Below are 23,493 nucleotides of genomic sequence, written 5' to 3'. Positions count from 1 at the left end.
CGCCTCGTCTCCTGACTTGAAATGCCGAGCCCGCGTCGGAACGCCGCCCGGGGCGGACCACGGCGTCCTGACCAAATGGCTAGCGCCCGCCCGGGTGGGCGGGTCGCCGTTGAAGGGATGCCTTAGAGGCTAGCTGGGTAACCGGCGGGTAACCGACTCCTGTCCTGTCGGTTCTCTCACAGGAACGATAAGGGGATCGATTCAGAGACCCTTCGGCTCCGCCATCCGAGTGGTGATCACCACGGGAACGGAGTCCGGATGAAGGTAGAAGTGGCCCGGGAAGTAGTCGACATGCGTGTGCGCCGGCCGTCCGTCGGGCGTCAGCGGGTGCTCGGCCTGCCCCTCGACCGTGTCGGCGAGCACGTCGAGCTTGTCCGGCGAGCCGGTGATCAGCAGCGAGTCACCGGCCGATTCGATCAGCACGTCGCCGGCGCCTCTGGTCACCCGGACCGGCTCGATCTCGCCGCCTTCACGGATCACCGCGGCCAGCGCCCGCAGTTCGTCGGCCGTGCCGGACAGGCTGATCTCGGGGTTCGCGGGCGTCCGCTCGACGATCACGGGACCAGGATGTCGTCGATCTCGACGTGGAACAGCCGGTGCCGACCTCCACGAGGGTGAGCCGCACCTCGAGGTCCGACCGGCCCTCCTCCTTGGTCCACAGTGGACAATCCAGGTGGAACACCCGGACGCCGTCCCGCTCGCCGGCGATCGGCTCCAGCGCGGCGTACGGATCGTCCTCGGGGTACACCAGCGTGGCCGGGTACTCGTCGATCACCCGCTTCACGTCGGCGGGCGCCCGTCCGGCGACCAGCGCGGCGACCGTGCTCCTGATCGCCTGGACGGCGCCGTGCGGCAGCTCGTCCGGCTCGGGAATCCGCGTGTAGTGCGCCTCGCAGGAAGCACCCGTCACGTACTGGTACCCGAGGTCCACATGCACCGCACCGTTGGAGAGCCGCACGTCCACGCCGTCGGACAGCACTCGGTGGCTCACCCGGTCGGTCTCCTCGAACCGGTACCCGGACAGGCCGTCGAACCGCAGCTCCACGTGGAACCACGGACCGTCGGAGTTCGGCGGGCGCTGGGCCAGCAGCTCGACGACGGCCCGGCGCTCGTCCGGCTCCCGCATGATCAGCATGACCCGGCGCAGCACCGCGTCGTGGAAACGGCCGAAGCCGCCGAGGAAATCCTCGACGGCTTCGTCGTTGTCCAGTCTGATCAGTTCTGGCTGATCCACTGACCGGTCGCGGTGTCGATCCTGGCCACGCCCTCGGTCGGGGTGGAGTCGGCCCAGCCCTCGGTGTCCACGACACCGTTCTCGCCCTGTTGGTAACCCGTGGTCTCGCCGCCGGGCACGGTGTCCTTGTCGACCTCGGTCCACACGCCGCCGCCGGTGTGCTTCTGCAGCACGACCTCGCCGTCGGCCTTGGTCACCAGCGCCTGGTCGGCCTTGCCGTCACCGTTCAGGTCGGTGTAGGCGATCGCGTTGCCGGCCTCGTCCCGCACGATCACGGTGTCGTTCTTGCCGTCGCCGGTCACGTCGTGCGTGGCGGCCCCGGCGTCCTTGCCCCCGGTGCCGGTCTCCACGGTGATGTGCCCCTGCGCGCCGGCGCCACCGGCCTGGCCCGCGTTCTGGCCGGGGTCGACGGCCACCCACTCCTTGGTGGCGGCGTCGTACCGGGCCTCGCCGAGGACCTTGCCCTGCTCGTCGAGCTGGACCATCTTGTCGGCGGCACCGTCGTGGTTGGAGTCCACGAACGCCATGTAGCCGCGATCGGTCTGCACGACCGCCGCGTCCCTGTTGCCGTCGTGGTCGAGGTCGTAGTTCAGCTCGAGGTCGTGCTCCTGACCGTTGATCTCGACCGCCATGTGCTGGTCGGTGCCCTGACCTTCGGTCCCGGTGCCACCGGTGTCGCCGTTGTCGTCGACGTACACGTCCCTCCCCCTTCTCGTTCCTCGCGGGTGCCGCTGTTCGTTGTACCTATGACTAACGGTAGGCCGCTCCGGTTCCCAAACCAATGGGCGCACCCACCAATTGAGTGGTTTACCTGGCGGAATCACGCACCGTACGGATCGTTTCCAGTAGGTTCTCGGCCCGTTCGCGGCCCGAGGTCACCTCGGAGAGTCGCTGGTTCACCACCTGTAGCCGCTTGGACCGCTCGACCGCGCCCAGCCGCAGCGCCTTGTCCACCTCGCGCAGCTCGTCCTCGATCGCGTCGATCCGCTTGCCGAGCGCGTCGTCCAGCGCCAGCGAGAGCTGCTGCTCGGCCTCGATGAGCTGCTCGGACACCAGCTGGTCGAGCGTCGAACGGGCGTCCGCGATCGCCTCGGTCAGCCACTGCTTCATGTGCTGCTTGTCCGCCGAGTGCTTGCGGGTGCGCGACATCCACCAGCCGGCGCCGAGCCCGACGACGACGCCGGGGATCAGCGTGATCGGGTTCAGCGCGGACAGGCCGAGCGGGATCATCGACATGGCCGCGCGCCCGATGCCCACACCACCGGTCACGCCCATGAACACGAACAGCTTGTCCTCGGCGGTCGGCGGGCGCTTCTCCGGCGGGCGGATCATGATCGGCGGCCGGTCCGCCCTGGCGAACTGCGCGCGGATCACCGACAGCTCGTCGGCCGAGAACAGCTCGCCGAGCGCGTTCTCGGTCAGCTTGGTCAGCCGCTCACCAAGTTGCGCGCTGACCCGGCCGGACGCGAGCTGCAGCGCCGCGTCCACCTCGGCCGGCAGATCGGTGAGCTGGTCCTTCTTGGCCCCGTCCATCGCCTGGCGGAACCACGCCTGCACGTCGCGCATCTGCCGCGCGACCTCGTGGCTGGCCTCCACCCGGGTGCGCTGGATCTCGCCGCGCAACCGGAGCTGCCAGCCTCGGGTGGACGATCGGCGCTGGACGGTCAGCTCGTCGCGCCGGCCGCGCAGCGACTCGGCCTCCGACTCGCCGGTGGTCAGCGCCCGCTGCTCGGCCTCCAGCTTCACCCGCAGCTCGGCCAGCGTCGTGGACAGCGCGCGCAGCGTGTTCGCCTCGGCCAGCATCTTCGCCCGGCCGAGCAACAGCTCCTGCGTCTCGGTCTGCAGCTCGATCACGCCGGAGCGCTCCCGCAGCATGGTCGCCGCCTGCTGGTTCGGCGCCTTGTCGGCCATCTCGAACATGCGCGCGGACACCGGGTAGAACTTGGCGCCGGCGAACCGGGGCGCGTGCTCGGCGAGCAGGTCGAGGTTGGCCTGCAACACCTGCCGCCAGCCGCGGAACTGGTCCACCTTGGACAACGCGAAGATCACCGTCTCCACGCGGTCGCCGACCTGCTGCAGGAAGTTCAGCTCACCGACCGTGAACGGCGCGGACGCGTCCACCACGAACAGCAGCGCGGTGGCCTGCTCGGCCGCTTCGAGTGCCAGCTCGCCGTGGATCGAGTCCAGCCCGCCGACGCCCGGCGTGTCCACCACGGTCAGCCGTTCCAGCAGCGGGACCGGCCCGTCCACCTCGACGTAGCGCGGCGGGATCTCGCCGTCCGGCAGCGGGTGCGCCGCGGACACCCAGTTGACCAGCTTGGCCAGGTCGACCGGGACGGGTGCGAGCTGGCCGGGGTAGCAGGCGCGCGCCTCCCATTCGGCGGCGTGCCCGAACACCAGGTAGGTCGCGGTGGCCACATCGGCGTCGACGGGGGACAGCCCCGGCTTCGCCAGCACCGCGTTGACCAGGGAACTCTTGCCGCGATTGGTCTCGCCGACCACCACGATCGTGGGTTTCGCCTTGCGCCGCGCCCTGATCTCCTCGACCCACTTGGCCGACTCGGAATCCGCCTCGCGGACGAGTGTGAGCAGCTTGTCCCTAGCCTGCGCCACCGCGGTGGGCAAGGAGACGGTCTGAATGGGCGCGGCGTCTGTCACGAATCCTCCTCGCTAGCGCTCGTCGTCTTCGTGCCAGGGAGTGCTGTGTTCAATGGTGAGCTCGCAAGCTCGCTCACGTGCCTCCCTTGAGGGTGTACACGGTGACGATCGGCGCGCGCAGCAGGCGGCCGTGATCGGTGAACCCAACCACCTCGGTCTCCGCGACGAGCCCGTCGAGCGTGCGGTCGTCGGTGTCGATGGTGCCACCGGCCTCGTGCACGGCGGGATCGAACCGGTCGCCCTCGGGGCGCACGGCGCGGATGCCGACGTCGGCCAGCCCCTGCTCGATCCGCTCGGCGACACCGGAACTGCGCGCCCGGTCCAGCGCGTACATGCACAGCTGCACCAGGTGCTGTCTGTCGGCGACCGCCCGGTCGATCGTGCCGTCCGGTGCGCCATCCGCGTGCAGGAGCCTCATGTCCGCTTCGGACTCTTTCGGCTCCCCAGCGGTTCCCTCTGTGGTTCCGCCCGCTTCGGCGGCGGCGATCACGTCCGCGCTCACCTCGACGGTGGACCCGGCGATGTCCACCTGCGGGTGCGGCTGGGGCTCGTGCTCGTGCTTCTTCTTGAACCAGGCGCTCACGGTCAGCTCACCCCGCCCTGCTCGCGAAGTTCCTGCCACACGAGGAAGTAGGCGCGGTGCACCACGTGCGCCACCCGGCTCTGCGCCGGAGTCGCGCCGAACGACGCGAACGAGCGCCACCAGCCGGCGCGCTCCAGTGCGTAGGCGGCCAGCTCCTTGTGCGGGCGGCCCTTGAGACCGAGTTGCTCGCCGATGTCGCCGCTGCTGCCGACCCGCAGCACCTCCTCGGTGAGGTCCTCCGGCATCGACACCGCGCCGGAGGCCACCAGGGTGAGCGCCTCCAACAGCCGCAGCGCGTGCGCCTCTGGCCTCGCCAGCAGTACCTCGATCGCGTCGTGCACCCGCTGCCGCTCGGCCGCGTCGCCGGACGCGTGCGCCAGCGCGGTGACCGAGGCGAGTGCCGCGGCCGCCTTGATCCCGTCCGCACGTGCGCGGAACACCGCGTCCAGCCGGGTGCGCACGCCGGCCAGCCCGGACGCGTCCAGCAGCTTGCGGCGCAGCGCGCCCGCGGTCAGCTCGGTCTCCTCGCGCAGCGCGTCGACCGCGTGCCGGATGCCGTACAGGTCCAGCTTCTCCAGCAGCCGCACCCGGGTGCCGGCCGCGACGTCGCAGTCCCACGTGGTGAAGATGTCCGCGGAGACCAGCATCGTGTCCAGGATCGCGTCGTCCAGCTCGGCGAGCGCCCGCAGCGCGTCGGCGTCGGCGGTGGTGAACCCGCCGGACTCGGCCGACTCGGCGAGCAGCCCGATCACCGGGATCACGTCGGCGACGCGCGGCTTGAGCGTCTGCGCCTGCTTCTCGGCGAGCATGGTGGCGGCCTTCCACACGTCGCCGCCGGCGCCCTCGACGGACTCCGGCGCGATCGTGTCGGCCTTGTTGAGTACGGCGATCGCGTTCACCGGGCCGGCTTCCCGGCTCGCCGTGGCGGCGGTGAACGCGGCCAGCGCCTGCTGGTCGTCGGCCCGAACCCCTTGTGTCACAACGTAAAGCACGGCTTCGGCACCGGCGACGGCGTTGCGCGAGGTGCTGTCCAGCTTGTCGCTCGCCTCATCGTCCACAGTGGACTCTTCGCTGTCCTCGTCGCCCGGCTTGCGGTGTTTCGCGCCGGCCAGCACGTGCTCGGTGCGCGACACCGAGGCGGCGTCCAGCGAGCCGAGCCCGGGGGTGTCGATCACCGTGAGGTCGCGCAGCACGGCGTTGGTGAGATACGCCTCCAGGTGCGACACCTTGTCGAAGGCCACGCTCAGCTCGGCCGGGATCATGCCGCCTGGGTCGAACGGCAGCACCTGCTTGCTGCCGTCGGTGAACACCACCTCGACCCGGTCCACCGTGCCGTACTGGAAGCGGGTGACCAGCCGGGTGCACTCGCCGATGTCGGTCGGCGCGACCCGGCGCCCGATCAGCGCGTTGACCAGGGTGGACTTGCCGGACTTGATCCGCCCGGCGACGGCGACCTGCAGTGGCGCGGACAGCCGGCGGAGCACCTCGCCGAACCCGGCGGCGGTGCGCGAGGACACCTGTGGCTGGAGGCGCTGGCACAGGTTGGCCACAGCCGCGGACAGCGGGCCCGCGAAGTGCTGCTGCTCGGTCGCCCCAGGAGCCGACCCGGAAGTCGCCATGGTCATCGGTACTGATCGTGCCATGTCACGGCGCCGGGGTGGATGGCCTTCACGCGAGGCGCTCGACCAGATGCTGCTGGACGAACTTGCGCGCGTCGTGGATGCGGGACTTGATGGTGCCCAGCGGGACGCCGAGGTGCTCGGATATCTCGTTGTACCCCATCTGCGACACGTCCCGCAGCACGATCGGCGCGACCAGGTCCGGCTTGGTCTGCTCCAGCTTCTCCAGCGCGTCCAGCAGGTCGATCCGCGAGCCGGCGATCACGCTGGTGGTGCGCGGGTCGGCCATGCTGGGCAGCTCGGCGGAGGCCTGCTCGGCGGCGCGGCGCTTGAGTGACCGGTACGTCTGACGGGCGCAGTTGGCCACGACGACGTGCAGCCAGGTGGTGAACTTGGAGCGCCCCTCGAACTTGTGGATATTGCGCGCGACCTGCAGCAACGCGTCCTGGCACGCCTCCTCGGCGTCCTGGCGGTGCGGCAGGAATCGGGCGCACTTGCGCAGCACGTCCGGCTCGATACGGCGCAGCACCTCGTTCAGCGCCGCCTCATCGCCGCCCGCCGCACGGCGCGCGAGTTCGTCCAGATCAGTGTCCACAGAAGCTCCCCCGTCCATTGGCCCCGGCCGATCATAGGGTCAGATTCCAGAGGCGACGATCTCGGTGGCTTTGGCGAAAACCTGCACGGTGTCCACGAAATCCTTGTCGAACGCCGAGAAGTGGATCGTCACCCAGTCGCCCGCCGCGATGAACCCGAGCCGGACGGCGCGCCGAATCTGTTTGTCATGCTTGTCCCAGTACTTGTAGTCCCAGCGGGCCGTTTCGATGTTCTCCGTGCCGGGCGGGATGGCGACGAGCTGCATCTTCGTCAGCTGGTAGTCGTCGACGACCGGCTTGGTGCTGCTCTCCTCGGAGCGCATCAGCGTCATCGGGTCGCCTTTGCCTCCGTTCGGCACCCGGTTCAGCCGCAGGTGTGGCTGCCCGGTCGGCTGCCGCCAGTACCTGGCGCCCGACTCCTCTCCGGTCTTCCAGTCCGCAGGCACCTTGAACGTGATCGACGCGCCGTCGGAGAGCTGCATCGTCATCGTGGAGTAGCTCTTCGGCAGCAGCGGGGAGACCGGAGCCGGCGAGGTGGGCCCACCACTCGCCGCGGCGATCGGGACGGCCGGGCCGTCGATCGCCTGCGGCTGGGCGGCACACGAAGCCAGGAAGAGGACCAGCGCGACTGGCACGATTCGAGCCGGTTTCACCGCTGGTCCTCCCCACTGTGGCTGCCGAAATCCTACGACGCGAGTGTGCGCCAGAAGCCGTACTGGTGCGCGGTCGCCACATTCACCGGCGCCGTGCGCTCCGCCGAGAGCGACAACGCCCTCCCATTCCGGTAGACGCTCCAGCCGGCGCCTGGTTGGCCGGAGCGCCCGGGCCGTCGCCGAGCCGCCGTACTTTCGCCTCCGTCGGACGGCGTACGTCGTTCTCAGGTCGCAGTGAGGTTGCGACCGCGGTGGGACGCGCCCGCGGTGCGCGCCACATACGCTGATTCGGTGCGCAAGCTGAGCCTGTGGATGCGCCGGCATCCCGTCGTCGGGGACACGACGATCGCGTTGTTCCTCGGCGCGTTCGACATGCTCGCGCTCACCTCACCGATGGGTGGCACCACGACGTGGATCTTCATCGTCATCGGCGGCGGGCTGATCCTGCCGCTGGTGATCAGGCGGCGGTACCCCGTGCTGTCCGCCTACCTGGTGCTGATCGCCGGCGTCGCGCAGCTGCTCACGCACGGCGACGCCGGCCCGACCGTCACCGACGCGCGGATGCGGCTGGCCGACATCGCGCTCGGCATCTCGCTGTACACGCTGGTCGCCTACGTCGGCCGGCGCGCGGGCCTGCTCTACGCCGGCTGGCTGGCACTGGGTACGGGGGTGTGGGCGGCCTGGCGGCTGGAGGAGAAGGAGTGGTTCTTCGGCGTCGTGGTCGTGGTCGTGATCTTCGCGTTCTGCTGGGCGCTCGGGGAGTTCATCGGCGCCCGGCGCGCGTACCAGAACGAGGTCGAGCAGCGGGTGAAGCTGCTGGAGACCGAGCGCGACCAGCAGGCCAAGATCGCCGTCGCGGAGGAGCGCACCCGGATCGCGCGCGAGCTGCACGACGTTGTCGCGCACGCGGTCAGCGTGATCATCGTGCAGGCCGACGGCGCCGCGTACGCCGTGCGCAAGAACCCGGACGTGGCCGAGCGAGCGGTGAAGACGATCGCGTCGACCGGGCGGGAGGCGCTGACCGAGTTGCGGCGGCTGCTCGGCGTGCTGCGCAACGACGACGGCGATGGCGGCGAGGAGCGCGCCCCGCAGCCGGGCACCGAGTCGTTGTCCGAGCTGGCCGAGAAGGTGCGCAAGATCGGGTTGCCGGTGCGGCTGGAGGCGGCCGGCAAGCTGGACGACCTGCCGGCCGGCGTGAGCCTCGGCGTGTACCGGATCGTGCAGGAGTCGCTGACCAACACGCTCAAGCACGCCGGCCCGGGCGCGTCCGCGACCGTGAAGGTGACCCGCGACGACGAGCGGGTGCTGCTGGAGATCACCGACAACGGCACCGGCCGGATCGCCGAGCACACGCCGGCCGCGGTACCCGGCGGCAACGGGCTGATCGGCATGCGCGAGCGGGCCAACGTGTTCGGCGGCACGCTGTCCGCCGGGCCGAGGGCGCAGGGCGGCTGGCGGGTGACCGCTGTGCTGCCGGTCCAGGACGCGTAGGTTCACGCACATGATCCGTCTCGTGCTCGTCGACGACCAGGAACTGATGCGTGTCGGGTTCCGGATGGTGTTGGGCGCGCAGGACGACATGGAGATCGTCGGCGAGGCGGGCGACGGGCGGGCCGCGGTGGCGCTGGCCGAGCGGCTGCGGCCGGACATCGTGCTGATGGACGTGCGGATGCCGGTGCTGGACGGGGTCGAGGCGACCAAACTGATCACCGAGGCGGGCACCGCGCGGGTGCTCGTGATGACCACGTTCGACCTGGACGAGTACGCGTTGTCCGCGTTGCGCAACGGCGCCAGCGGTTTCCTGCTCAAGGACACGCCGCCCGATCACCTGGTGTCCGCGCTGCGGGCGGTGGCCAGCGGCGACGCGGTCGTTTCACCGAGTGTCACCAAGCGCCTGCTGGACCGGTTCCTCGGTTCCAGTGGCGGGACGCTGCGCGACGCGTCGGTGCTCGACGTGCTGACCGAGCGGGAGCGCGAGGTGCTGGTGCTGATCGCGCACGGGCTGTCCAACACCGAGATCGCCGGCAAACTGTTCCTGTCCGAGGCGACGGTGAAGACGCACGTCGGGCGGATCCTGTCCAAGCTGGAGCTGCGCGATCGGGTGCAGGCCGTGGTGCTGGCCTACGAGACCGGCCTCGTCCGCCCCGGCGACATCTGACCCCGAACGCGTCCGACTACGTTCGAAATCGACTGCGGATTGACGCTTCTCGACGGACGCGCGCACGCCGGTGCGCACCGGACGATGGCCGCATGACGTTGCTGGCCGTGGAGCGGATCAAGCTCTTCAGCACCCGCTCGCCGTGGTGGTGCTCGGTGCTGGGCGTCGCGCTGGTGGCCGGCGTGGCGGCGATCGTGGCCACCAGCGCGGACACCGTGAACATCGGGCTCACCCAGGTCGGCCGCAGTTTCGGGCTCGTCGTGGTGATGGTGATGGCCGCGCTGTCGGTGACCACCGAGTACCGGTACGGCACCATCCGCGCCACGTTCCAGGCGGTGCCCAACCGCAGCTCGGCGCTGCTGGCGAAGACCGCCGTGGTGGCGATGCTCGCCGCGGTGGTCGCCGCGGCGGGATCGTTCGCCGCCTGGGGTCTGGCCACGCTGATCCGCCCGGAGGCCGATCTCGCGCTGAACAGTGCGGCCGACTGGCGCGGGGTCGCGGGTGCCGCGCTGGTGTTCCCGGTGGCGGCGGTGCTCGCGGTCGCGGTGGGTCTACTCGTGCGGCACACCGCGGGCGCGGTGACACTTCTGTTGGTCTACTCGCAGATCGTCGAACCCGTGGTGGGGCAGCTGCCGGGCATCGGGGCGGACATCATCCAGTGGATGCCGTTCACCATGGCCAACATGTTCCTGTCCGGCGCGCCGGAGAACCCGGGCGTCCAGCGGGACGGTCCACCGGCGCCGGAAGCCGCGCTGTCGCCGTGGTGGGCGCTGCTCTACTTCGCCGTTTTCGCCGCGGCGCTGCTGGCGGCCGCCCTGATCACGACCCGCCGGCGCGACGCCTAGGGACCGGTCCCGCCCACCCGGTGCTTGGGTGTCGCGGGGCCACAAAGACGAGGTGGAGACCCCTCGACCGCGGCGACGGCTGGGCTTGCCTGGCCGTCGCCGCGGGTTTGTCGCGAGGGAGTCACCGGTACTTCGAAGTGTCCACTGTGGACGGATCGGCGCCCGGCTTGACCACCTCGTCGTGCCAGTGGCCCCAGTCCGGCTGAGTGCCGTCCAGGTCGGTGAAGCCGTACTCGCGCTTGAGCGTCCACGATGCCATCGTCTTGCCGGCGAACCGCTTCGCGTCCGGATCGAGGGCCAGCGCCGCGACCCCGCGCGCCAGGTAGTACGGCGTCTCCGAGATCGCGAAGTGCGGGCCGTGGTCGCCGCCCACGCCCGAGGTGATCGCGTCGCGCCAGGTCTCCTCGGTGACCTTGAAGTACTCCAGCATCGCCTCGGACCGCAGGAAGCCCGGCGTCACCGTCAGCCCGACGCAACCGTGCTTGGCCAGCTCGACTCCGAGCGCCCGGCCCAACGTGCGCATCGCCGCTTTGACCAGGTAGTACGGGATCGACGGCCCGGGGTAGGTCTCGTCGTTGACGGTGTCGCCGTCGGTGACCTCGAGTACCAGCCCGCCGGGCCGCGCGGTGAGCAGCGGCAGCAGCCGGTGCAGCGCGATCAGGTGCGTGTCGATCCCGTTGTGCACCATGGTGAGCGCGTCGTCCAGGCTCGACTCCCAGTACGGGTTGTCCCAGTCGAGATACTGGTCGCCGCCCCAGACGTCGTCGACCAGGATGTCGAGCCGGCCCTCGGACTCGACCCGCTCCCGCAGGGCGTCCACATCAGCCACGCTGGTGTAGTCGCAGCGCACCGGAATGCCGCGCCCGCCGGCCGCGTCCACCAGCTCCGCGGTCTCCTCGATCGTCTCCGGACGCTTCATCGGCGACGCCTGCTCGCGAGTGGTGCGACCGGTGACGAACACGGTCGCGCCCAGCCGGCCCAGTTCGACGGCGATCGCCCGGCCGCACCCGCGCGTCGCGCCGGTCACCACCGCCACCTTGTCCCGCAACGGTTTCATCGGTACTCCTCGTAGTCCACGCTCGACCTGTCCACACCCGGTTCGACGACTTCGGCGAACCACCGGCCCCAGTCCGGTTGCGAGCCGTCCACGTCGGTGAAGCCGTACTCGCGCATCAGCGTCCAGGACGCGAGCGTCCTGCCGGCGAACCGCTTGACGTCGGGATCCGTTGCCAGCGCGGCGATCCCGCGTCCGACGTAGCGCGGCGTCTCGGACAGCACGTAGTCCTGCGCGTGCTCGCTCGGCGCGACCTTCGGCGCGTCCCGCCAGGTCTCCTCGGTGACGTTGAAGTGCTCCAGCATCGCCTCGGACCGCAGGAACCCCGGCGTCACCGTGAGCCCGACGCAGCCGTGCTTGGCCAGCTCGACGCCGAGTGCGCGGCCCAGCGCGCGGATCGTGGACTTCACCACGAAGTAGGGGATCCCGGTGCCCACATAGTCGTCGTTGTCGCCGTCGGTGACCTCGATGACGAGCCCGCCGGGCCGCGCGGTGAGCAGCGGCAGCAGCCGGTGCAGCGCGATCAGGTGCGAGTCGATTCCGTTGTGCACCATGGCCAGCGCGTCGTCCAGTGTGGTCCACCAGGTCGGGTCGGGGCTGGTCCAGTCGACGAACCGATCGCCGCCCCAGACGTCGTCCACCAGAATGTCCAGCCGACCGTCCACTTCGGACTCGATCCGCTTCCGCAGACCGTCCACATCGGACACGTCGGTGAAGTCGCAGCGCACCGGAATGCCGCGCCCGCCGGCCTGATCGACCAGCTCGGCGGTCTCCTCGATGGTCTCCGGGCGCCCGATCGCGGACGCCTGCTCGCGCGTGCTGCGACCGGTGACGAACACCGTCGCGCCGAGCGCACCCAGCTCAACGGCGATCCCGCGACCACACCCTCTGGTCGCACCGGTCACCACGGCTACCTTGCCCTGTAACGGTTTCTCGGACATCTCCAGCTCCTCCTGCTCTACTGTGGCCGCGTGGCGATCTCGGTGACGACGGTCTTCGGCCTCGGTGCGAAGGAGGCGACGGACCTGACCGACGTGCTCGCGGAGGTCCGTCGCCACGCGGCGGCGACGCGGACCGGATGGCGACGGGGTATGCCGATCCTGCTCGTGGCGATCCGGGTGCCCGGCACCGACGACGAGTTCGGGGAACCGGGCGTCACGATCGGGCGACTGGTGCGCGGCGGGACGATGCTGCACGCGGACCTGACGCTGCCCCGCTCGGCACGCACGCGCGATACTGCCCGCGAGTTCCTGACCGGCGCGTTCGACCGGACCGCCGCACTCGTGCGCGAACGCGTGTCCCGAACCGGGTCGGACTGGCCGCTCGGCGCGGTCGAGGCCGAGCTCGCCGGCCTGCTGCCGCACGGCTGATCATCGCGTCCCACAACGTTTCCCTCCTGAGTGCTCAACGGCGCCAGCCGTCCAGTACCGCGTCCACGTCCTGTCGCAGCCGGTCCGCGAGTGTCCCGTGTGGACGGACGGACCAGTCCATCGAGATGCCGCCGACCAACCCGTGCAGCACTCGGGCCGCCACTGCCGGCGACGGCGCGTGCGGCAACTCGCCGGCCGCCGCGCGCAGCAGCGCCCGCAGTTCGTTCTCCCGGGCCGCGTAGTGGTCGCCGAGCAGCGCGCGCAGTTCGGGGTCGGCGAGGTCGATGGCAAGCACGCCGAGGTTGTTGGCCGCTTCCTCGGCGTCGCCCAGCCCGGAGTACGCGGCCACGGCGGCCTCCCGGACCGCGGCCACCGGATCGGTCGCGTGCTCGGCCGCCGCGCGCATCTCGTCCACCGCCTGTCCGATCGCCTGCCTGCTGAGCGCCCGCAGCAGGCCGAGCTTGGAGCCGAACCGCTGCGCCACGGTGCCCACCGACACCCCGGCCCGCTCGGCCACCTCGGCCAGGGTGAACCCCGGGCCGTTCGCCGTGATCACCGCGCCGCACGCGTCGAGAATGCGCTCGTCGGAGATCGTCTTCGGCCGTGCCACGAGAGTTATTGAACCACGATTCATTAACTCTGTCACGCGCCGCCTCGGGGTCGCGGGTTCAGGGTTGGCTCAGGGTGCTCACGGATCCCGTCCACCCTTCGGTTGAGCCAGGCTACGACCTGGAGCGGACACCAAGTTGCTACTGCGGGGCGACGCGCGAGCGACCGGCATGGCCACATGATTCATGGCAACAGCTGGTCCAGCGGCGAAGCGTCCACACAGGACACGGCGAACAGGGAGAGACCAATGATCGAGGCGGTAGGCCTCACCAAGCGCTACGGGAAGACGTTGGCGGTCGATGACCTGTCCTTCAACGTCCAGTCCGGTCGCGTGACGGGTTTCCTCGGGCCGAACGGGGCGGGGAAATCGACGACAATGCGGATGGTGCTCGGGTTGGACAACCCGACCGGCGGATCGGTCACGATCGACGGGCGCCGCTACCGCGAGCTGCACGATCCACTTCGGACGGTCGGAGCGCTGCTCGACGCGAAGTGGGTGCACCCCAACCGGTCCGCGCGGGCCCACCTGCGCTGGCTGGCCAAATCCAACAAGCTGCCCGACAGCCGGGTGGACGAGGTGCTCGAGCTGGTCGGGCTGACCTCGGTGGCCAACAAGCGGGCCGGCGGGTTCTCACTGGGCATGTCGCAGCGCCTGGGCATCGCCGCCGCGCTGCTCGGTGACCCGCAGGTGCTGCTGTTCGACGAGCCGGTGAACGGTCTGGACCCCGAGGGCATCGTGTGGATCCGGAAGTTCATGCACCGGCTGGCCGACGAGGGCCGGACCGTGTTCGTGTCCAGCCACCTGCTCTCCGAGATGGCGCTGACCGCGCAGGAGCTGATCGTCATCGGGCGCGGCAAGCTGATCGCGCAGTGCAGCACCGAGGAGTTCGTGGCCCAGGCCACCGAGAGCACGGTGAAGGTGCGCAGCCCGCAGCTGCCGGTGCTCCGCAACGCGCTGCTGCACGCCGGCGTGCGCATCTCCGACGAGGGCGAGGGCCTTGTCGTGTCCGGGATGGACAGTGCGGAGATCGGTGAGCTGGCCGCCCAGCACGGTGCCACGCTGCACGAGCTGAGCCCGCAGCGCGGGTCGCTGGAAGAGGCGTTCATGCAGCTCACCGGCGAGTCCGTCGAGTACCACACCGACCTCGAGCAGACCGCGGTCGCCGAGGCCGCCGAGCTCATCTCCACGGGGAAGTGAACCAATGACCTTGCTTGCCGTAGAACGAATCAAGCTGTTCACCACGCGATCTCCGTGGTGGTCCGGGGCGATCGCGATCGCGCTGATGGCGGCGTTCGCCGGGCTCGTCGCCGCGAACGCTCCGGCCGACGAGCTGACCATGGCCAACACGCAGTTCGGCGCGACCTTCGGGCTCGTCGTGGTGATGGTGCTGGCCGCGCTGGCGATCACCACCGAGTACCGGTTCGGCACGATCCGCGCCACGTTCCAGGCCGTGCCGAACCGCACGTCCGCGCTGCTGGCCAAGACCGGAGTGGTCGCGGCGGTCGCGTTCGTGATCGCCGAGATCGGCGCGTTCCTCGCCTGGGGCCTGGCCAACGTGATCAAGCCAGAGGCCAACCTGGCACTGAACAGCATGGCGGACTGGCGCAACGTCGCCGGTGCCGGACTGATCTTCGCGCTGGCCGCGGTGGTCGCCGTGGCACTGGGCACGCTGGTCCGGCACTCCGCCGGCGCCATCGCGATCGTGCTGGTGTACTCGCAGGTCGCGGAGCCGCTGATCTCGCAGCTCCCGAGCGTCGGCCCGGACATCTACCGCTGGCTGCCGTTCAACATGGCGCAGAAGTTCCTCACCGGCGATCCGGAGGTCGCGCCGCAGTTCGCCGATGGCGGGCCGCCGAGTGCGGCACTGTCGCCCTGGTGGGCGCTGGCGTACTTCGCCGCCTTCGCCGGGGTTCTCCTGACCATCGCAGTGGCGACCGCCAACAAGCGGGACGCCTGACCGGCTGGCGGCGCCACGACATTCGGGGGTCGGGCGCCGCCGGAGGAGGGAAATCGAGACCCGGGCCGCCATTCGGGGGGCGGTCCGGGTCTCGGCCTGTTGAACAGGGGTTACGCAGGGGCTTTGTGCTCTATCGAGTGACGCGGCGAGCACGGTACGACTGTTTTGTCAGCCGGAGGGTCCACTGGCTCGAAAGCCGGTTCGGTGGGTGACCGCCGAACCGGCTTACTTACAACAGGCGGACCGGTTAAGACCACGTTAAGCACCTGTGAGCTAGGCCACAGTTGCCGGACGTAGGCCTCTAACCTGCGTAGATATCAAGAGTGAACCCGTCACAGATGCCCCGGAGGTGGATCTTGGCGGTAGCGAACACGATGCCGACGAGTCAATCCCCAGTCGCCGACAACGACGCCGGTCCCCGCGTCGAGGCCATGATCGGGTTGGAGTGGGCGCAGGCCCTCGAACAACCCAACGACGCGTCGACCACGCCCGCCGGAGCCCGCCGCGCCTGGCTGCACAAAGCGCCGGAGCGGCACGTGCTGGAGCTGTACCGCAGAGCCGCGGCCGCCGAGCCCGACCTGCCCGCCCCCTGGTGGCTGCGGGCGCTGGCCGCCGGATCGATCCGCTCGCGGCGCGACGCCTTCCTGATCGAGGACCGGGTGGCCAAGCTGTTGGACAGCCGGCCGGGCTGGGTGTTCGTGCCGTGGGGCGCGGACGGCGAGACCGGCTACTGGGAGTACATGCCGTCCGAGCGTCTGCTCGACGGGCCCGGCATACCGACCACCCTGCAGTTCACCGACCGCCACCTCGGCTGGCTGGACCTGGTGCCGCCGCACGCCGGCTACACGCCGCCGCGCGCGGTCGTCGTGAACGGGCCGGCCGACCTGCGCGCCAACCTGTCGATGTTCGAGTCGCTCGCGCCGTAAATTACTGTCGTGCCGGTGTCGAACACCGCACATCGCCGCAGCGTGGTCAGCTTCGTGCAGCGCGGCGGCCGGATGACCGTCGGCCAGGAGCGCGCCTGGGAGCGGTTGTGGCCGAGCGTCGGCCGTGAAGTGGCCGAGCTGAACGGCCCACTGGACCTGGACGAGTGGTTCGGGCGGCACGCGCCGGTGTTGCTGGAGATCGGCTCCGGCATGGGCGAGACCACGGCGGCGCTGGCCGAGTCCACGCCCGAGATCAACTACCTGGCCGTCGAGGTGTACCAGGCCGGGCTGGCCCAGTTGCTGATGCGCGCCGAGTCCAAGGGCCTGACCAACATCCGGCTGCTGCGCGGCGACGCCGTCACCGTATTGGAGGATCACATCGCGCCGGATTCGCTGCACGGCGTGCGGATCTTCTTCCCCGATCCGTGGCCCAAGAAGCGCCACCACAAGCGGCGGCTCGTGCAGCCGGAGCTGGTCGCGCTGGTCGCGTCCCGGATCGCGCCGGGCGGCACGTTGCACCTGGCCACCGACTGGGAGCACTACGCCGAGCAGATGCTCGAGGTGTGCTCGGCCGAACCGCTGCTGCGCAACCGGAACGCCGACTGGGCGCCCAGGCCGGACTGGCGGCCGGTGACCAAGTTCGAGTCGCGCGCACGCGAGGAAGGCCGGGTCGTGCGGGACCTCATCTACGAGCGAAAACAACTCTGAGTGGACAACGGGTAGCGACACGCCACACGACCAGGTAATTCAGTCGGTCAGGGTGAGGGACCGATAACTACTCTGTGACCGCGTTACGCGACGACATCCTCCTTCCGCGCCCGGCAGGTCCACCGACGGTTGACATCAGCGCCGCCGACGACTTCGTCCGGATGTTCCACAGGGCCCGGCCTCGCGCCGGCGACGTCAACACTCGGCTCGCCCGGATGCGCACCGAGATCACGGCGACCGGCACGTACCGCCACACACCCGCTGAGCTGGCCTTCGGCGCGCGCGTCGCGCTGCGGGACAGCGGCTGGTGCCCGGCCCACGTGCCGTGGCGCGGGCTGCTCGTGCGCGACCTGCGCACGGTGTCCGACGCCGCCGTCATCGCCCGCGAGTGCGTGCGCCACCTGCGGCTGGCCGCGCCCGACGGCCGGGTCAGACCGGTGGTGACCGTGTTCGCGCCGGACGCGCCAGGTGCGCCCGGTCCGCGAATTCTCAACGAGCAGCTCGTGCGCTACGCCGGCTACGGCGATCACAGCGGTCGTATCGCCACCGGCGACCGCCGCCACGGCGAGCTGACCGAGACCGCCCGAGCACTGGGCTGGCGCTCGCCGGCCGGCCGCGGCTGGTTCGACCAGCTCCCACTGTTGATCGAGACCGCCCGGGACGGCCGGCGCGCGATCCCGCTGCCGCGCGACGCGGTGCGCGAGGTGCCGCTGGAGCACCCGGACTTCCCGTGGTTCGTCGAGCTGGGGCTGCGCTGGCACGCGGTGCCGGCGATCAGCAACATGCGGCTGGAGATCGGCGGCGTGACCTATCCGTGCGCTCCGTTCAACGGCGTGTACCTGGGCTGCACGATCGGCGAGGACGAGCTGGCCGACGAGCGCTGCTACGGGTTCGCCCGCGTGGTGGCGCGCCGGCTCGGGCTGGACACCTCGTCGGACCGCACGCTGTGGCTGGAGCGCGCGACGCTGGAGTTGAACCGGGCGGTGCTGCACTCGTTCGACGCCGCCGGGGTGACCATCGAGCAGTCGCCGGAGCGATACGCGCCGACCGGGCGGCACCCGTCACGCCCCGCCTTCCGGTCCGGCCTCGGCTAGCCGCGCGCACCGGTCCGCGCATCGGGACATGTAGCCGCGCCAGAGCGTGTGCGTGAACAGGTGCACCAGCGGGCTCAGCAGCCAGTGCCGGGCGTGGAAGGTGTACGTCCAGTTGAACGCGCTGCCGCCGGGCGCGCCGGTGAAGTCCCACTCGCCGGTCGCGTGCGTGACCAGCCGACCGAGCACGGCGTCGAACTGGTCGACGCGGTAGGCGAACCGGGTGTTCTCCACCCATTCGCGCACCTCTTCACGGGCGCTCGTGCCATCGGAGAACAGCACCCTGCGACGTGATCCGGGAACGTCCCACGGGCCGGTGTTGCCTTCCGTACCGATCACCGAGGGAATCAGCAGGAACCGATGCAGCACCTTCGGCAGCACGTCCTCGGCGACCACCGTGTCGAAGGCGCGGGACTGGTCCGCGCGGACAGATCGCCGCATGGTGAGGCGCACGTCGCGCACGCGCTCTGGGAGGATCCTCGGCATGGCACTGAGGTTACGCGCGCCGGCCGTGCTTCCCTGCGATCCCGCCTGCACGGTGATCCGCGACGGTGTGATCGATGTCGACGACGCCGGCCGGATCGTCCACTGTGGACCGTTCGCGGACGCGCCGCCGTTCGACGCGCCGGTGCGCGAGTGCACCGGGATTCTGTTGCCCGGCTTGGTGAACGCGCACGCGCACTCGCCGATGACCGTGCTGCGCGGGCTCGGCGGCGATCTGCCGCTGATGCGCTGGCTGCACGAGGCGATCTGGCCGGCCGAGGCGCGACTGTCCGATGTGGACATCGCGGCCGGGATGCGGCTGGGCGCGGTGGAGATGCTGCGCGCCGGGGTGACCACGAGCGTGGAGATGTACTTCCACCCGGAGCGGCTCGCCGAGGCGGTGCTGGAGGTCGGTACCCGCGCGGTGCTCGCCTCGGCGCTGATCGACGCCCCCGGATGGGACTGGCGGCGCATGCTCGCCGAGATCAACTCGTGGATCGACGCGGACGGGCTGCGCTCCGGCCCAGGCGAGCGGATCGAGCTGGCGTACGGCCCGCACTCGGCGTACACACTGCCACCCGAGGCGCTCACCCGGGTGGCGGAGGCGGCCCGCGAGCGGGGTGCGCTGGTGCACACTCACGTCGCCGAATCACTCGGGGAGGACACCGCCCAGCGCGCCGAGTACGGCTCGGTGCCGCTGATGCTGGAGCGGCTCGGAGTCCTCGGCGGCCGAGTCCTGGCGGCGCACGCGGTGCAGATGTCCGACGAGGACATCGCGGTGTTCGCGCGTCACGGCGTCGGGGTGGCGCACTGCCCGGCGTCCAACGCCAAGCTCGCCTCCGGGATCGCGCGCCTCGCCGACCTGCGACGATCGGGTGTCCACATCGGACTGGGCACCGACGGCCCGGCCAGCAACGACGCGCTCGATCTGCTGGCGGACGCCCGGCTCGCCGCGATGCTCGCTCGTCTGTCCACACAGGACTCGACGGCGCTCACCGCGTCCGGTGCGCTGCTGCTGGCGACGCGCGGTGGGGCGGAGGCGGCCTCCCGGGAGGACATCGGCGCGCTCGAACCGGGCCGCTGGGCAGATGTCGTGCACGTCGACGTGGACGACCTGGCCTTCCCGGCCGGTGTGGACGTGCCCGACGATCAACTGCTCGCGAACCTGGTGTGGTCGGCCGGCTCGCGCACCGTGCGCGACGTGTGGGTGGCCGGCGAGCAGGTACTTTCGGACGGCGAACCGTCCACAGTGGACATCGCCAAGGTGCGCGCCGAGGCGCGCGCGGTCACCCGCCGCCTGGCGTGATCACGACGCCGGAACGTACTCCTGCTCGTAGAACCAGAAGATGTCTTCTATCTCGATGGCGAAGTAGATGTCGAACTCGCCGTCCGCGTCGAGTTCGACCAGCGACGCGCAGTATCGTCCGTCGTTGAACTGCTCGGTCTCGATGATCTTGCGCGCCCACCGGCGCAGCCCGCCGACGAGGGCATCGGACGGCCCTTCCAGCGGCACGACGCGGTGGTGCCTGAACCAGGCGCAGAAGCCGGTGCCATGTTGCTCGGACAACACGTAGGCATGTTTCATGCAGACGAGCTTAATCTTGAAGCTTCAGTAATACACCGGTCCGATTGGGTGAACATCGTGGCTGTTCGGACACGGTATGTCATAGGTTCATCCTGACGCGCAGAGAAGGAGTGGTGGATGGGCGGCAAGCCGAGGAAGACCGTCAGCAGCAATCGCCGCGAGGTCGGCGCCGCGTTGCGGAGCTTCCGCAAGCGCGCCGGCTTCGAGCGCCTGGACGACGTCGCCGGGTTCATCGACACCAGCGCGGTGACCATGGGCCGGATCGAGAAGGGCGAGGCGCCGATCGACCGGGCCAACCTCGGCGTGCTCGCGGACAAGTATGGCTTGAATGATCACGAGCGCGCCGCCCTGATGGAGCTGGCCCGGCAGACACGTGGCCGGCGCGGCGTGTTCCCAGCGTTCTTCAGCGTCAAGACCCGCGCCCTGCTCGAACTGGAGTCCGAGGCGAGTGATCTGCTCGTGGTCAACATCGACGTGATACCCGCACACTTCCAGACCGAGCGCTACATCCAGGCCTTGTTCGACGGCAACGGCGAAGGCTTGCCGCAGAAGGAAGTCGACCGGCTGAAAAGCGTCCGCATGGACCGACAGGCCGTGCTCACCCAACCGAAGCCGCCCAAGGTGCGCGCGATCATTCACGAGACGGCGCTCCGGCTCCCGGTCGGCGGCAACGAGGTCATGCACGAACAGTTGCTGCACCTCGCCGAGGTCTGCGATCTTCCCAACGTCGAGATCCAGATCCAACCGGCCGCCGACGGCGCCTATCCGCACATGGGCATCTCGTTCCTGCTCATGCGCCTCGACAACGACCCGTCAACCGACCGTGTGCAGGTCGAAAGTGCCGGAGACGGCATCTATCGGGATCGTTCGACCACTACCGAGCCCTATAGACTGAGCTGGGAGCGGAAACGTGTCGCCGCGCTCAGCCTCCCGGCGTCGAAAGCGCTCATCCTGGACGTAGCACGCGGCTTCGCACCCGATCCTGATTCGTAGCACACCTGAAGGGTGACGACAGTGACACTGAACTGGCGCAAGTCAAGCCACAGCGGCGGCGGAGGCGGCAGCGGCAACGGCGGCGACTGCGTCGAAGTCGCCTACGGCCCGACCGGACCACTCGTGCGCGACAGCAAGACCGGCGACACCGGCCGCATGCTGCACGCCGCCCCCACCGCCTTCGACGCGCTCCTGCACACGATCAAGCGCGGTTGACGTGACACTGAACTGGCGCAAATCCAGCCACAGCGGTGGCGTCGGCGGCAACGGCAACGGCGGCGACTGCATCGAAGTCGCCTACGGCCCGACCGGACCACTCATGCGCGACAGCAAGAACCCCAACGGTCCGATCCTGTCGGTTGCCGATCTCGTGGCATCCCTTCGCGCCCTCCGTCAGTAAGGCGGCGGGTCCGGGTCGGCGATCGGCTGCGCGCGCACGGTTGTCTCGTGCCCGAGTGGGCTGCGGGTGATCACCACGTCGGGTTCGGGTTGCTCGACGTGCCAGCCGGGTTTCTCCTTGCACAGGTTGTGCCGCTCGCAGCGCGGATTCAGATTGCACAGACAAGTACGGCCGTGATCGGCGTGCCGGAGGGTGTGATCGATCTGGCACCGCGTGGCCGGCCTGTCACAGCCAGGATGGGTGCATCTGCGGAACCGCAATCGCACATTCTCGGCCATCGCCGCCGGCGGATAACGCTTCCGCCCCACATCAGTGATCATCCCGCTCGGCGGATCATAGAGAATTCGCCGCCACGTCGATTTCCTGTCGGCCGCGAGTTCCCGCACGACTTGCGCGGGGAGTATGTCGACGCCGAATAGTTCACCCGGCTTGTCGTCCACACCCAACAGCGTGGTGTGCGGCACAGTCACCCACACAATCGTCTTGATATGCGACTGATTCTCCCCGCAGAAGTGCTCGACGGCGACATCGAACCGCAAATTATCGAGACTGCGCGCGTCGCCCTGCTGCTTCAACCGCCGCGCGTGCTGGTCAATCCGCACATACGCCGGATACAACTGCTCCACCAGTCCCCGAATACCGAGGAAGGCCTCCCCGTCATCCTCCAGCTTGAAGGTGACACACCGATCCTTGCGGCGCACCAACCGGCGTTGCTCGGCGCCGTCGGGTCGACCTTCTTCACCCACCGGGTCGCCTTGTCCCGAAAGTTCTTGTAGAAGTCCGGCGCATCAACCAACACGCCAGCTTCCACCTGCGCGGCGTGCTCATCCGACAACGGCCGCGTGACCTCATACATCGCGCGAGCCTTCGCCCAATCGATCTCGCCTTGCGCGAGCGCTGCCAAGGTCTGCGGCAGTCGGGTCACCAACGCCTCAGCCATCACCACCTGATGGGAGGCGTGCCCCGGCGACCACCTCAAAGCCTGCCCGATCTCCTCGGACACATTCTCCGCCCCAGCGCGCAACTGGTTGTACTGAGCGAGCAGCCGAACCTCATCAGCACACAACGCAGCCTTATCCCGCTGAACGATTTCCAACTCCGCTACCGTGCTCGCCTCATCCGGCGTAAACGGCCCGTCAGAGAAGTCAAACTCAGGCTCGCCAAATACCCGAGGCGCGGTTGCAAGAACCTCGTCCCAGGACTTTTCTTCGCCTATTACGAACACACCACTATTCTACCGAACCGTCCACAAAAATGGCGTCCCCCATTCCGGTGGCAAGCTGGAAAGATCACACCGGACGCACGATCACCTCAGTAATGTGCGCGTCGTCCGACGCCGAAACGGCAGAGTGCACAGCGGCCGCCACCGACTCCGGACGCAAATACTTCTCCGGCTCGAACGCCCCACCCTCGTGCTCCCGCACGCCACGCTGCATATCCGTGGCAGTCCGGCCAGGGTGGACAGAAGTCACCCTGATCCCCGACTCCTCCCCGCGCAGCACATCCCCATAAGCCCGAAGAGCGAACTTGCTCGCCGCATACGCACCCCACCCCGGATTCGCATTGATCCCCGCCCCGGAATTCACCAGCACCACGTGACCGCCGGCGGCCCGAAGAGCCGGCAACAGCAGCCGAGTCAGCTCAGCGACCGCCACCACGTTCACCTCGAACGTCGACCGCCACACGTCCGCCGGCGTCTCCGAGAGCGAACCGAGACGAGCCATCCCAGCCGAGTGCACCAGCACGTCGAGCCGCTCGATCCCCGACGTGGCAACGGAAAGCGCCGCCGGATCGGTCAACTCCACCGGCCACGGCCGCGCCGCCGGCAGCTCGTCGGCAAGCCTCTGCAACAAGTCGGTGTCCCGCCCGCCGAGCAGCAGATCGTGCGAGTCGGCCAGGGCCCGAGCCACCGCCGCGCCGATGCCGCGGGACGCTCCGGTGATCAACGCGAGCGGACGATCAGTCATGGGTCA

At 69.6% G+C, this 23,493-nt stretch carries 28 protein-coding genes; 13 read left to right on the top strand and 15 right to left on the bottom strand.

Translation table 11 applies throughout. From position 1 onward, the window contains the following. Nucleotides 1-201 precede the first annotated feature (201 nt). From EV193_RS17365 to EV193_RS17330, 8 genes are all read right to left on the bottom strand, one after another. Nucleotides 202-558 (bottom strand): Imm32 family immunity protein, encoded by a 357-nt coding sequence (locus tag EV193_RS17365; protein ID WP_130345176.1) that lies wholly within the window; start codon nt 556-558, stop codon nt 202-204. Beyond that, complete coding sequence (locus EV193_RS17360) at nt 470-1,234, bottom strand: DUF7668 domain-containing protein (RefSeq protein WP_130345175.1); 765 nt, start codon at nt 1,232-1,234, stop codon at nt 470-472. The genes EV193_RS17365 and EV193_RS17360 overlap by 89 nt, the downstream gene beginning before the upstream one ends. Further along, complete coding sequence (locus EV193_RS17355) at nt 1,216-1,932, bottom strand: hypothetical protein (RefSeq protein WP_130345174.1); 717 nt, start codon at nt 1,930-1,932, stop codon at nt 1,216-1,218. The genes EV193_RS17360 and EV193_RS17355 overlap by 19 nt, the downstream gene beginning before the upstream one ends. Nucleotides 1,933-2,041: 109 nt before the next feature. Beyond that, on the bottom strand, nt 2,042-3,892 hold the full coding sequence (locus EV193_RS17350) for a dynamin family protein (RefSeq protein WP_242613456.1): 1,851 nt from the start codon (nt 3,890-3,892) through the stop codon (nt 2,042-2,044). 73 nt (nt 3,893-3,965) lie between these two features. Then, the gene (gene grpE / locus EV193_RS17345; RefSeq protein ID WP_242613455.1) at nt 3,966-4,475 is read right to left on the bottom strand and encodes a nucleotide exchange factor GrpE; all 510 of its coding nucleotides are present in this window, start codon (nt 4,473-4,475) and stop codon (nt 3,966-3,968) included. A gap of 2 nt (nt 4,476-4,477) precedes the next feature. Beyond that, a complete protein-coding gene (locus EV193_RS17340; protein WP_242613454.1) occupies nt 4,478-6,100 on the bottom strand; it encodes a dynamin family protein in 1,623 nt (540 codons plus the stop codon). 43 nt (nt 6,101-6,143) lie between these two features. Beyond that, complete coding sequence (locus tag EV193_RS17335; protein WP_207222680.1) at nt 6,144-6,689, bottom strand: RNA polymerase sigma factor; 546 nt, start codon at nt 6,687-6,689, stop codon at nt 6,144-6,146. A gap of 39 nt (nt 6,690-6,728) precedes the next feature. Continuing rightward, on the bottom strand, nt 6,729-7,340 hold the full coding sequence (locus tag EV193_RS17330) for a YajG family lipoprotein (RefSeq protein ID WP_130345172.1): 612 nt from the start codon (nt 7,338-7,340) through the stop codon (nt 6,729-6,731). A gap of 291 nt (nt 7,341-7,631) precedes the next feature. Between EV193_RS17330 and EV193_RS17325 the strand changes: the two genes are divergently transcribed. From EV193_RS17325 to EV193_RS17315, 3 genes are all read left to right on the top strand, one after another. Continuing rightward, nucleotides 7,632-8,831, top strand: a complete 1,200-nt coding sequence (locus tag EV193_RS17325; protein ID WP_423202177.1) for a sensor histidine kinase — start codon at nt 7,632-7,634, stop codon at nt 8,829-8,831. A 10-nt stretch (nt 8,832-8,841) separates the two neighbouring features. Then, on the top strand, nt 8,842-9,498 hold the full coding sequence (locus EV193_RS17320) for a response regulator (protein ID WP_130345171.1): 657 nt from the start codon (nt 8,842-8,844) through the stop codon (nt 9,496-9,498). Nucleotides 9,499-9,590: 92 nt separating this feature from the next. Continuing rightward, entirely contained in the window at nt 9,591-10,343 is a 753-nt protein-coding gene (locus EV193_RS17315; protein WP_130345170.1) for a hypothetical protein, read from the top strand. Nucleotides 10,344-10,464: 121 nt separating this feature from the next. Here the strand turns inward: EV193_RS17315 and EV193_RS17310 are convergent, their stop codons facing one another. Together EV193_RS17310 and EV193_RS17305 are read right to left on the bottom strand one after the other, a co-directional pair. Next, nucleotides 10,465-11,391: an SDR family oxidoreductase gene (locus EV193_RS17310; RefSeq protein ID WP_423202183.1), complete on the bottom strand. Its 927-nt coding sequence runs from the start codon at nt 11,389-11,391 to the stop codon at nt 10,465-10,467. A gap of 5 nt (nt 11,392-11,396) precedes the next feature. After that, entirely contained in the window at nt 11,397-12,338 is a 942-nt protein-coding gene (locus tag EV193_RS17305) for an SDR family oxidoreductase (RefSeq protein ID WP_130345168.1), read from the bottom strand. Between the two features lie 30 nt (nt 12,339-12,368). Between EV193_RS17305 and EV193_RS17300 the strand changes: the two genes are divergently transcribed. Beyond that, nucleotides 12,369-12,767 (top strand): hypothetical protein, encoded by a 399-nt coding sequence (locus EV193_RS17300; protein WP_130345167.1) that lies wholly within the window; start codon nt 12,369-12,371, stop codon nt 12,765-12,767. Nucleotides 12,768-12,801: 34 nt separating this feature from the next. Here EV193_RS17300 and EV193_RS17295 read toward each other — a convergent pair whose 3' ends face one another. Then, complete coding sequence (locus tag EV193_RS17295; protein ID WP_130345166.1) at nt 12,802-13,377, bottom strand: TetR/AcrR family transcriptional regulator; 576 nt, start codon at nt 13,375-13,377, stop codon at nt 12,802-12,804. A gap of 246 nt (nt 13,378-13,623) precedes the next feature. On the opposite strand from EV193_RS17295, the gene EV193_RS17290 reads away from it, so the two are divergent. The 5 genes from EV193_RS17290 (at nt 13,624) to EV193_RS17270 (ending at nt 18,062) form a co-directional block, all read left to right on the top strand. Further along, nucleotides 13,624-14,574 carry an ABC transporter ATP-binding protein gene (locus EV193_RS17290; RefSeq protein WP_130345165.1) on the top strand — a complete coding sequence of 317 codons (951 nt, stop codon included), beginning with the start codon at nt 13,624-13,626 and terminating at the stop codon, nt 14,572-14,574. A 4-nt stretch (nt 14,575-14,578) separates the two neighbouring features. Further along, nucleotides 14,579-15,334, top strand: coding sequence for an ABC transporter permease (locus EV193_RS17285; RefSeq protein WP_130345164.1), 756 nt, complete (start codon nt 14,579-14,581; stop codon nt 15,332-15,334). Between the two features lie 431 nt (nt 15,335-15,765). Continuing rightward, nucleotides 15,766-16,260: a hypothetical protein gene (locus EV193_RS17280; protein ID WP_242613453.1), complete on the top strand. Its 495-nt coding sequence runs from the start codon at nt 15,766-15,768 to the stop codon at nt 16,258-16,260. 72 nt (nt 16,261-16,332) lie between these two features. Continuing rightward, nucleotides 16,333-16,968, top strand: a complete 636-nt coding sequence (gene trmB, locus EV193_RS17275) for a tRNA (guanosine(46)-N7)-methyltransferase TrmB (RefSeq protein ID WP_242613486.1) — start codon at nt 16,333-16,335, stop codon at nt 16,966-16,968. A 74-nt stretch (nt 16,969-17,042) separates the two neighbouring features. Next, nucleotides 17,043-18,062 carry a nitric oxide synthase oxygenase gene (locus tag EV193_RS17270; protein ID WP_242613452.1) on the top strand — a complete coding sequence of 340 codons (1,020 nt, stop codon included), beginning with the start codon at nt 17,043-17,045 and terminating at the stop codon, nt 18,060-18,062. On the opposite strand, the gene EV193_RS17265 is transcribed toward EV193_RS17270, so the two are convergent. Beyond that, entirely contained in the window at nt 18,030-18,545 is a 516-nt protein-coding gene (locus EV193_RS17265; RefSeq protein WP_130345162.1) for an SRPBCC family protein, read from the bottom strand. The two genes, EV193_RS17270 and EV193_RS17265, sit on opposite strands and share 33 nt — an antisense overlap. On the opposite strand from EV193_RS17265, the gene EV193_RS17260 reads away from it, so the two are divergent. Next, nucleotides 18,544-19,848 carry an amidohydrolase family protein gene (locus EV193_RS17260; RefSeq protein WP_130345161.1) on the top strand — a complete coding sequence of 435 codons (1,305 nt, stop codon included), beginning with the start codon at nt 18,544-18,546 and terminating at the stop codon, nt 19,846-19,848. The two genes, EV193_RS17265 and EV193_RS17260, sit on opposite strands and share 2 nt — an antisense overlap. Here EV193_RS17260 and EV193_RS17255 read toward each other — a convergent pair whose 3' ends face one another. After that, nucleotides 19,849-20,127 (bottom strand): hypothetical protein, encoded by a 279-nt coding sequence (locus EV193_RS17255; protein WP_130345160.1) that lies wholly within the window; start codon nt 20,125-20,127, stop codon nt 19,849-19,851. A 117-nt stretch (nt 20,128-20,244) separates the two neighbouring features. Between EV193_RS17255 and EV193_RS17250 the strand changes: the two genes are divergently transcribed. From EV193_RS17250 to EV193_RS17240, 3 genes are read left to right on the top strand one after another with little or no spacing between them, the layout of a single operon-like run. Next, nucleotides 20,245-21,120: a helix-turn-helix domain-containing protein gene (locus tag EV193_RS17250; RefSeq protein WP_130345159.1), complete on the top strand. Its 876-nt coding sequence runs from the start codon at nt 20,245-20,247 to the stop codon at nt 21,118-21,120. Between the two features lie 21 nt (nt 21,121-21,141). After that, the gene (locus tag EV193_RS17245) at nt 21,142-21,336 is read left to right on the top strand and encodes a DUF397 domain-containing protein (RefSeq protein WP_423202176.1); all 195 of its coding nucleotides are present in this window, start codon (nt 21,142-21,144) and stop codon (nt 21,334-21,336) included. Between the two features lies 1 nt (nt 21,337). Beyond that, nucleotides 21,338-21,520 (top strand): DUF397 domain-containing protein, encoded by a 183-nt coding sequence (locus tag EV193_RS17240; RefSeq protein WP_130345157.1) that lies wholly within the window; start codon nt 21,338-21,340, stop codon nt 21,518-21,520. A gap of 571 nt (nt 21,521-22,091) precedes the next feature. Here the strand turns inward: EV193_RS17240 and EV193_RS17235 are convergent. Continuing rightward, nucleotides 22,092-22,745: a DUF222 domain-containing protein gene (locus EV193_RS17235; RefSeq protein WP_130345156.1), complete on the bottom strand. Its 654-nt coding sequence runs from the start codon at nt 22,743-22,745 to the stop codon at nt 22,092-22,094. Nucleotides 22,746-22,809: 64 nt separating this feature from the next. Then, nucleotides 22,810-23,487, bottom strand: a complete 678-nt coding sequence (locus EV193_RS17230) for an SDR family oxidoreductase (protein WP_130345155.1) — start codon at nt 23,485-23,487, stop codon at nt 22,810-22,812. Nucleotides 23,488-23,493 lie beyond the last annotated feature (6 nt).

The organism is Herbihabitans rhizosphaerae (assembly GCF_004216555.1).
In the GTDB taxonomy this organism is placed as follows: domain Bacteria; phylum Actinomycetota; class Actinomycetes; order Mycobacteriales; family Pseudonocardiaceae; genus Herbihabitans; species Herbihabitans rhizosphaerae.
This window is presented reverse-complemented; position numbering and strand designations above follow the sequence as displayed.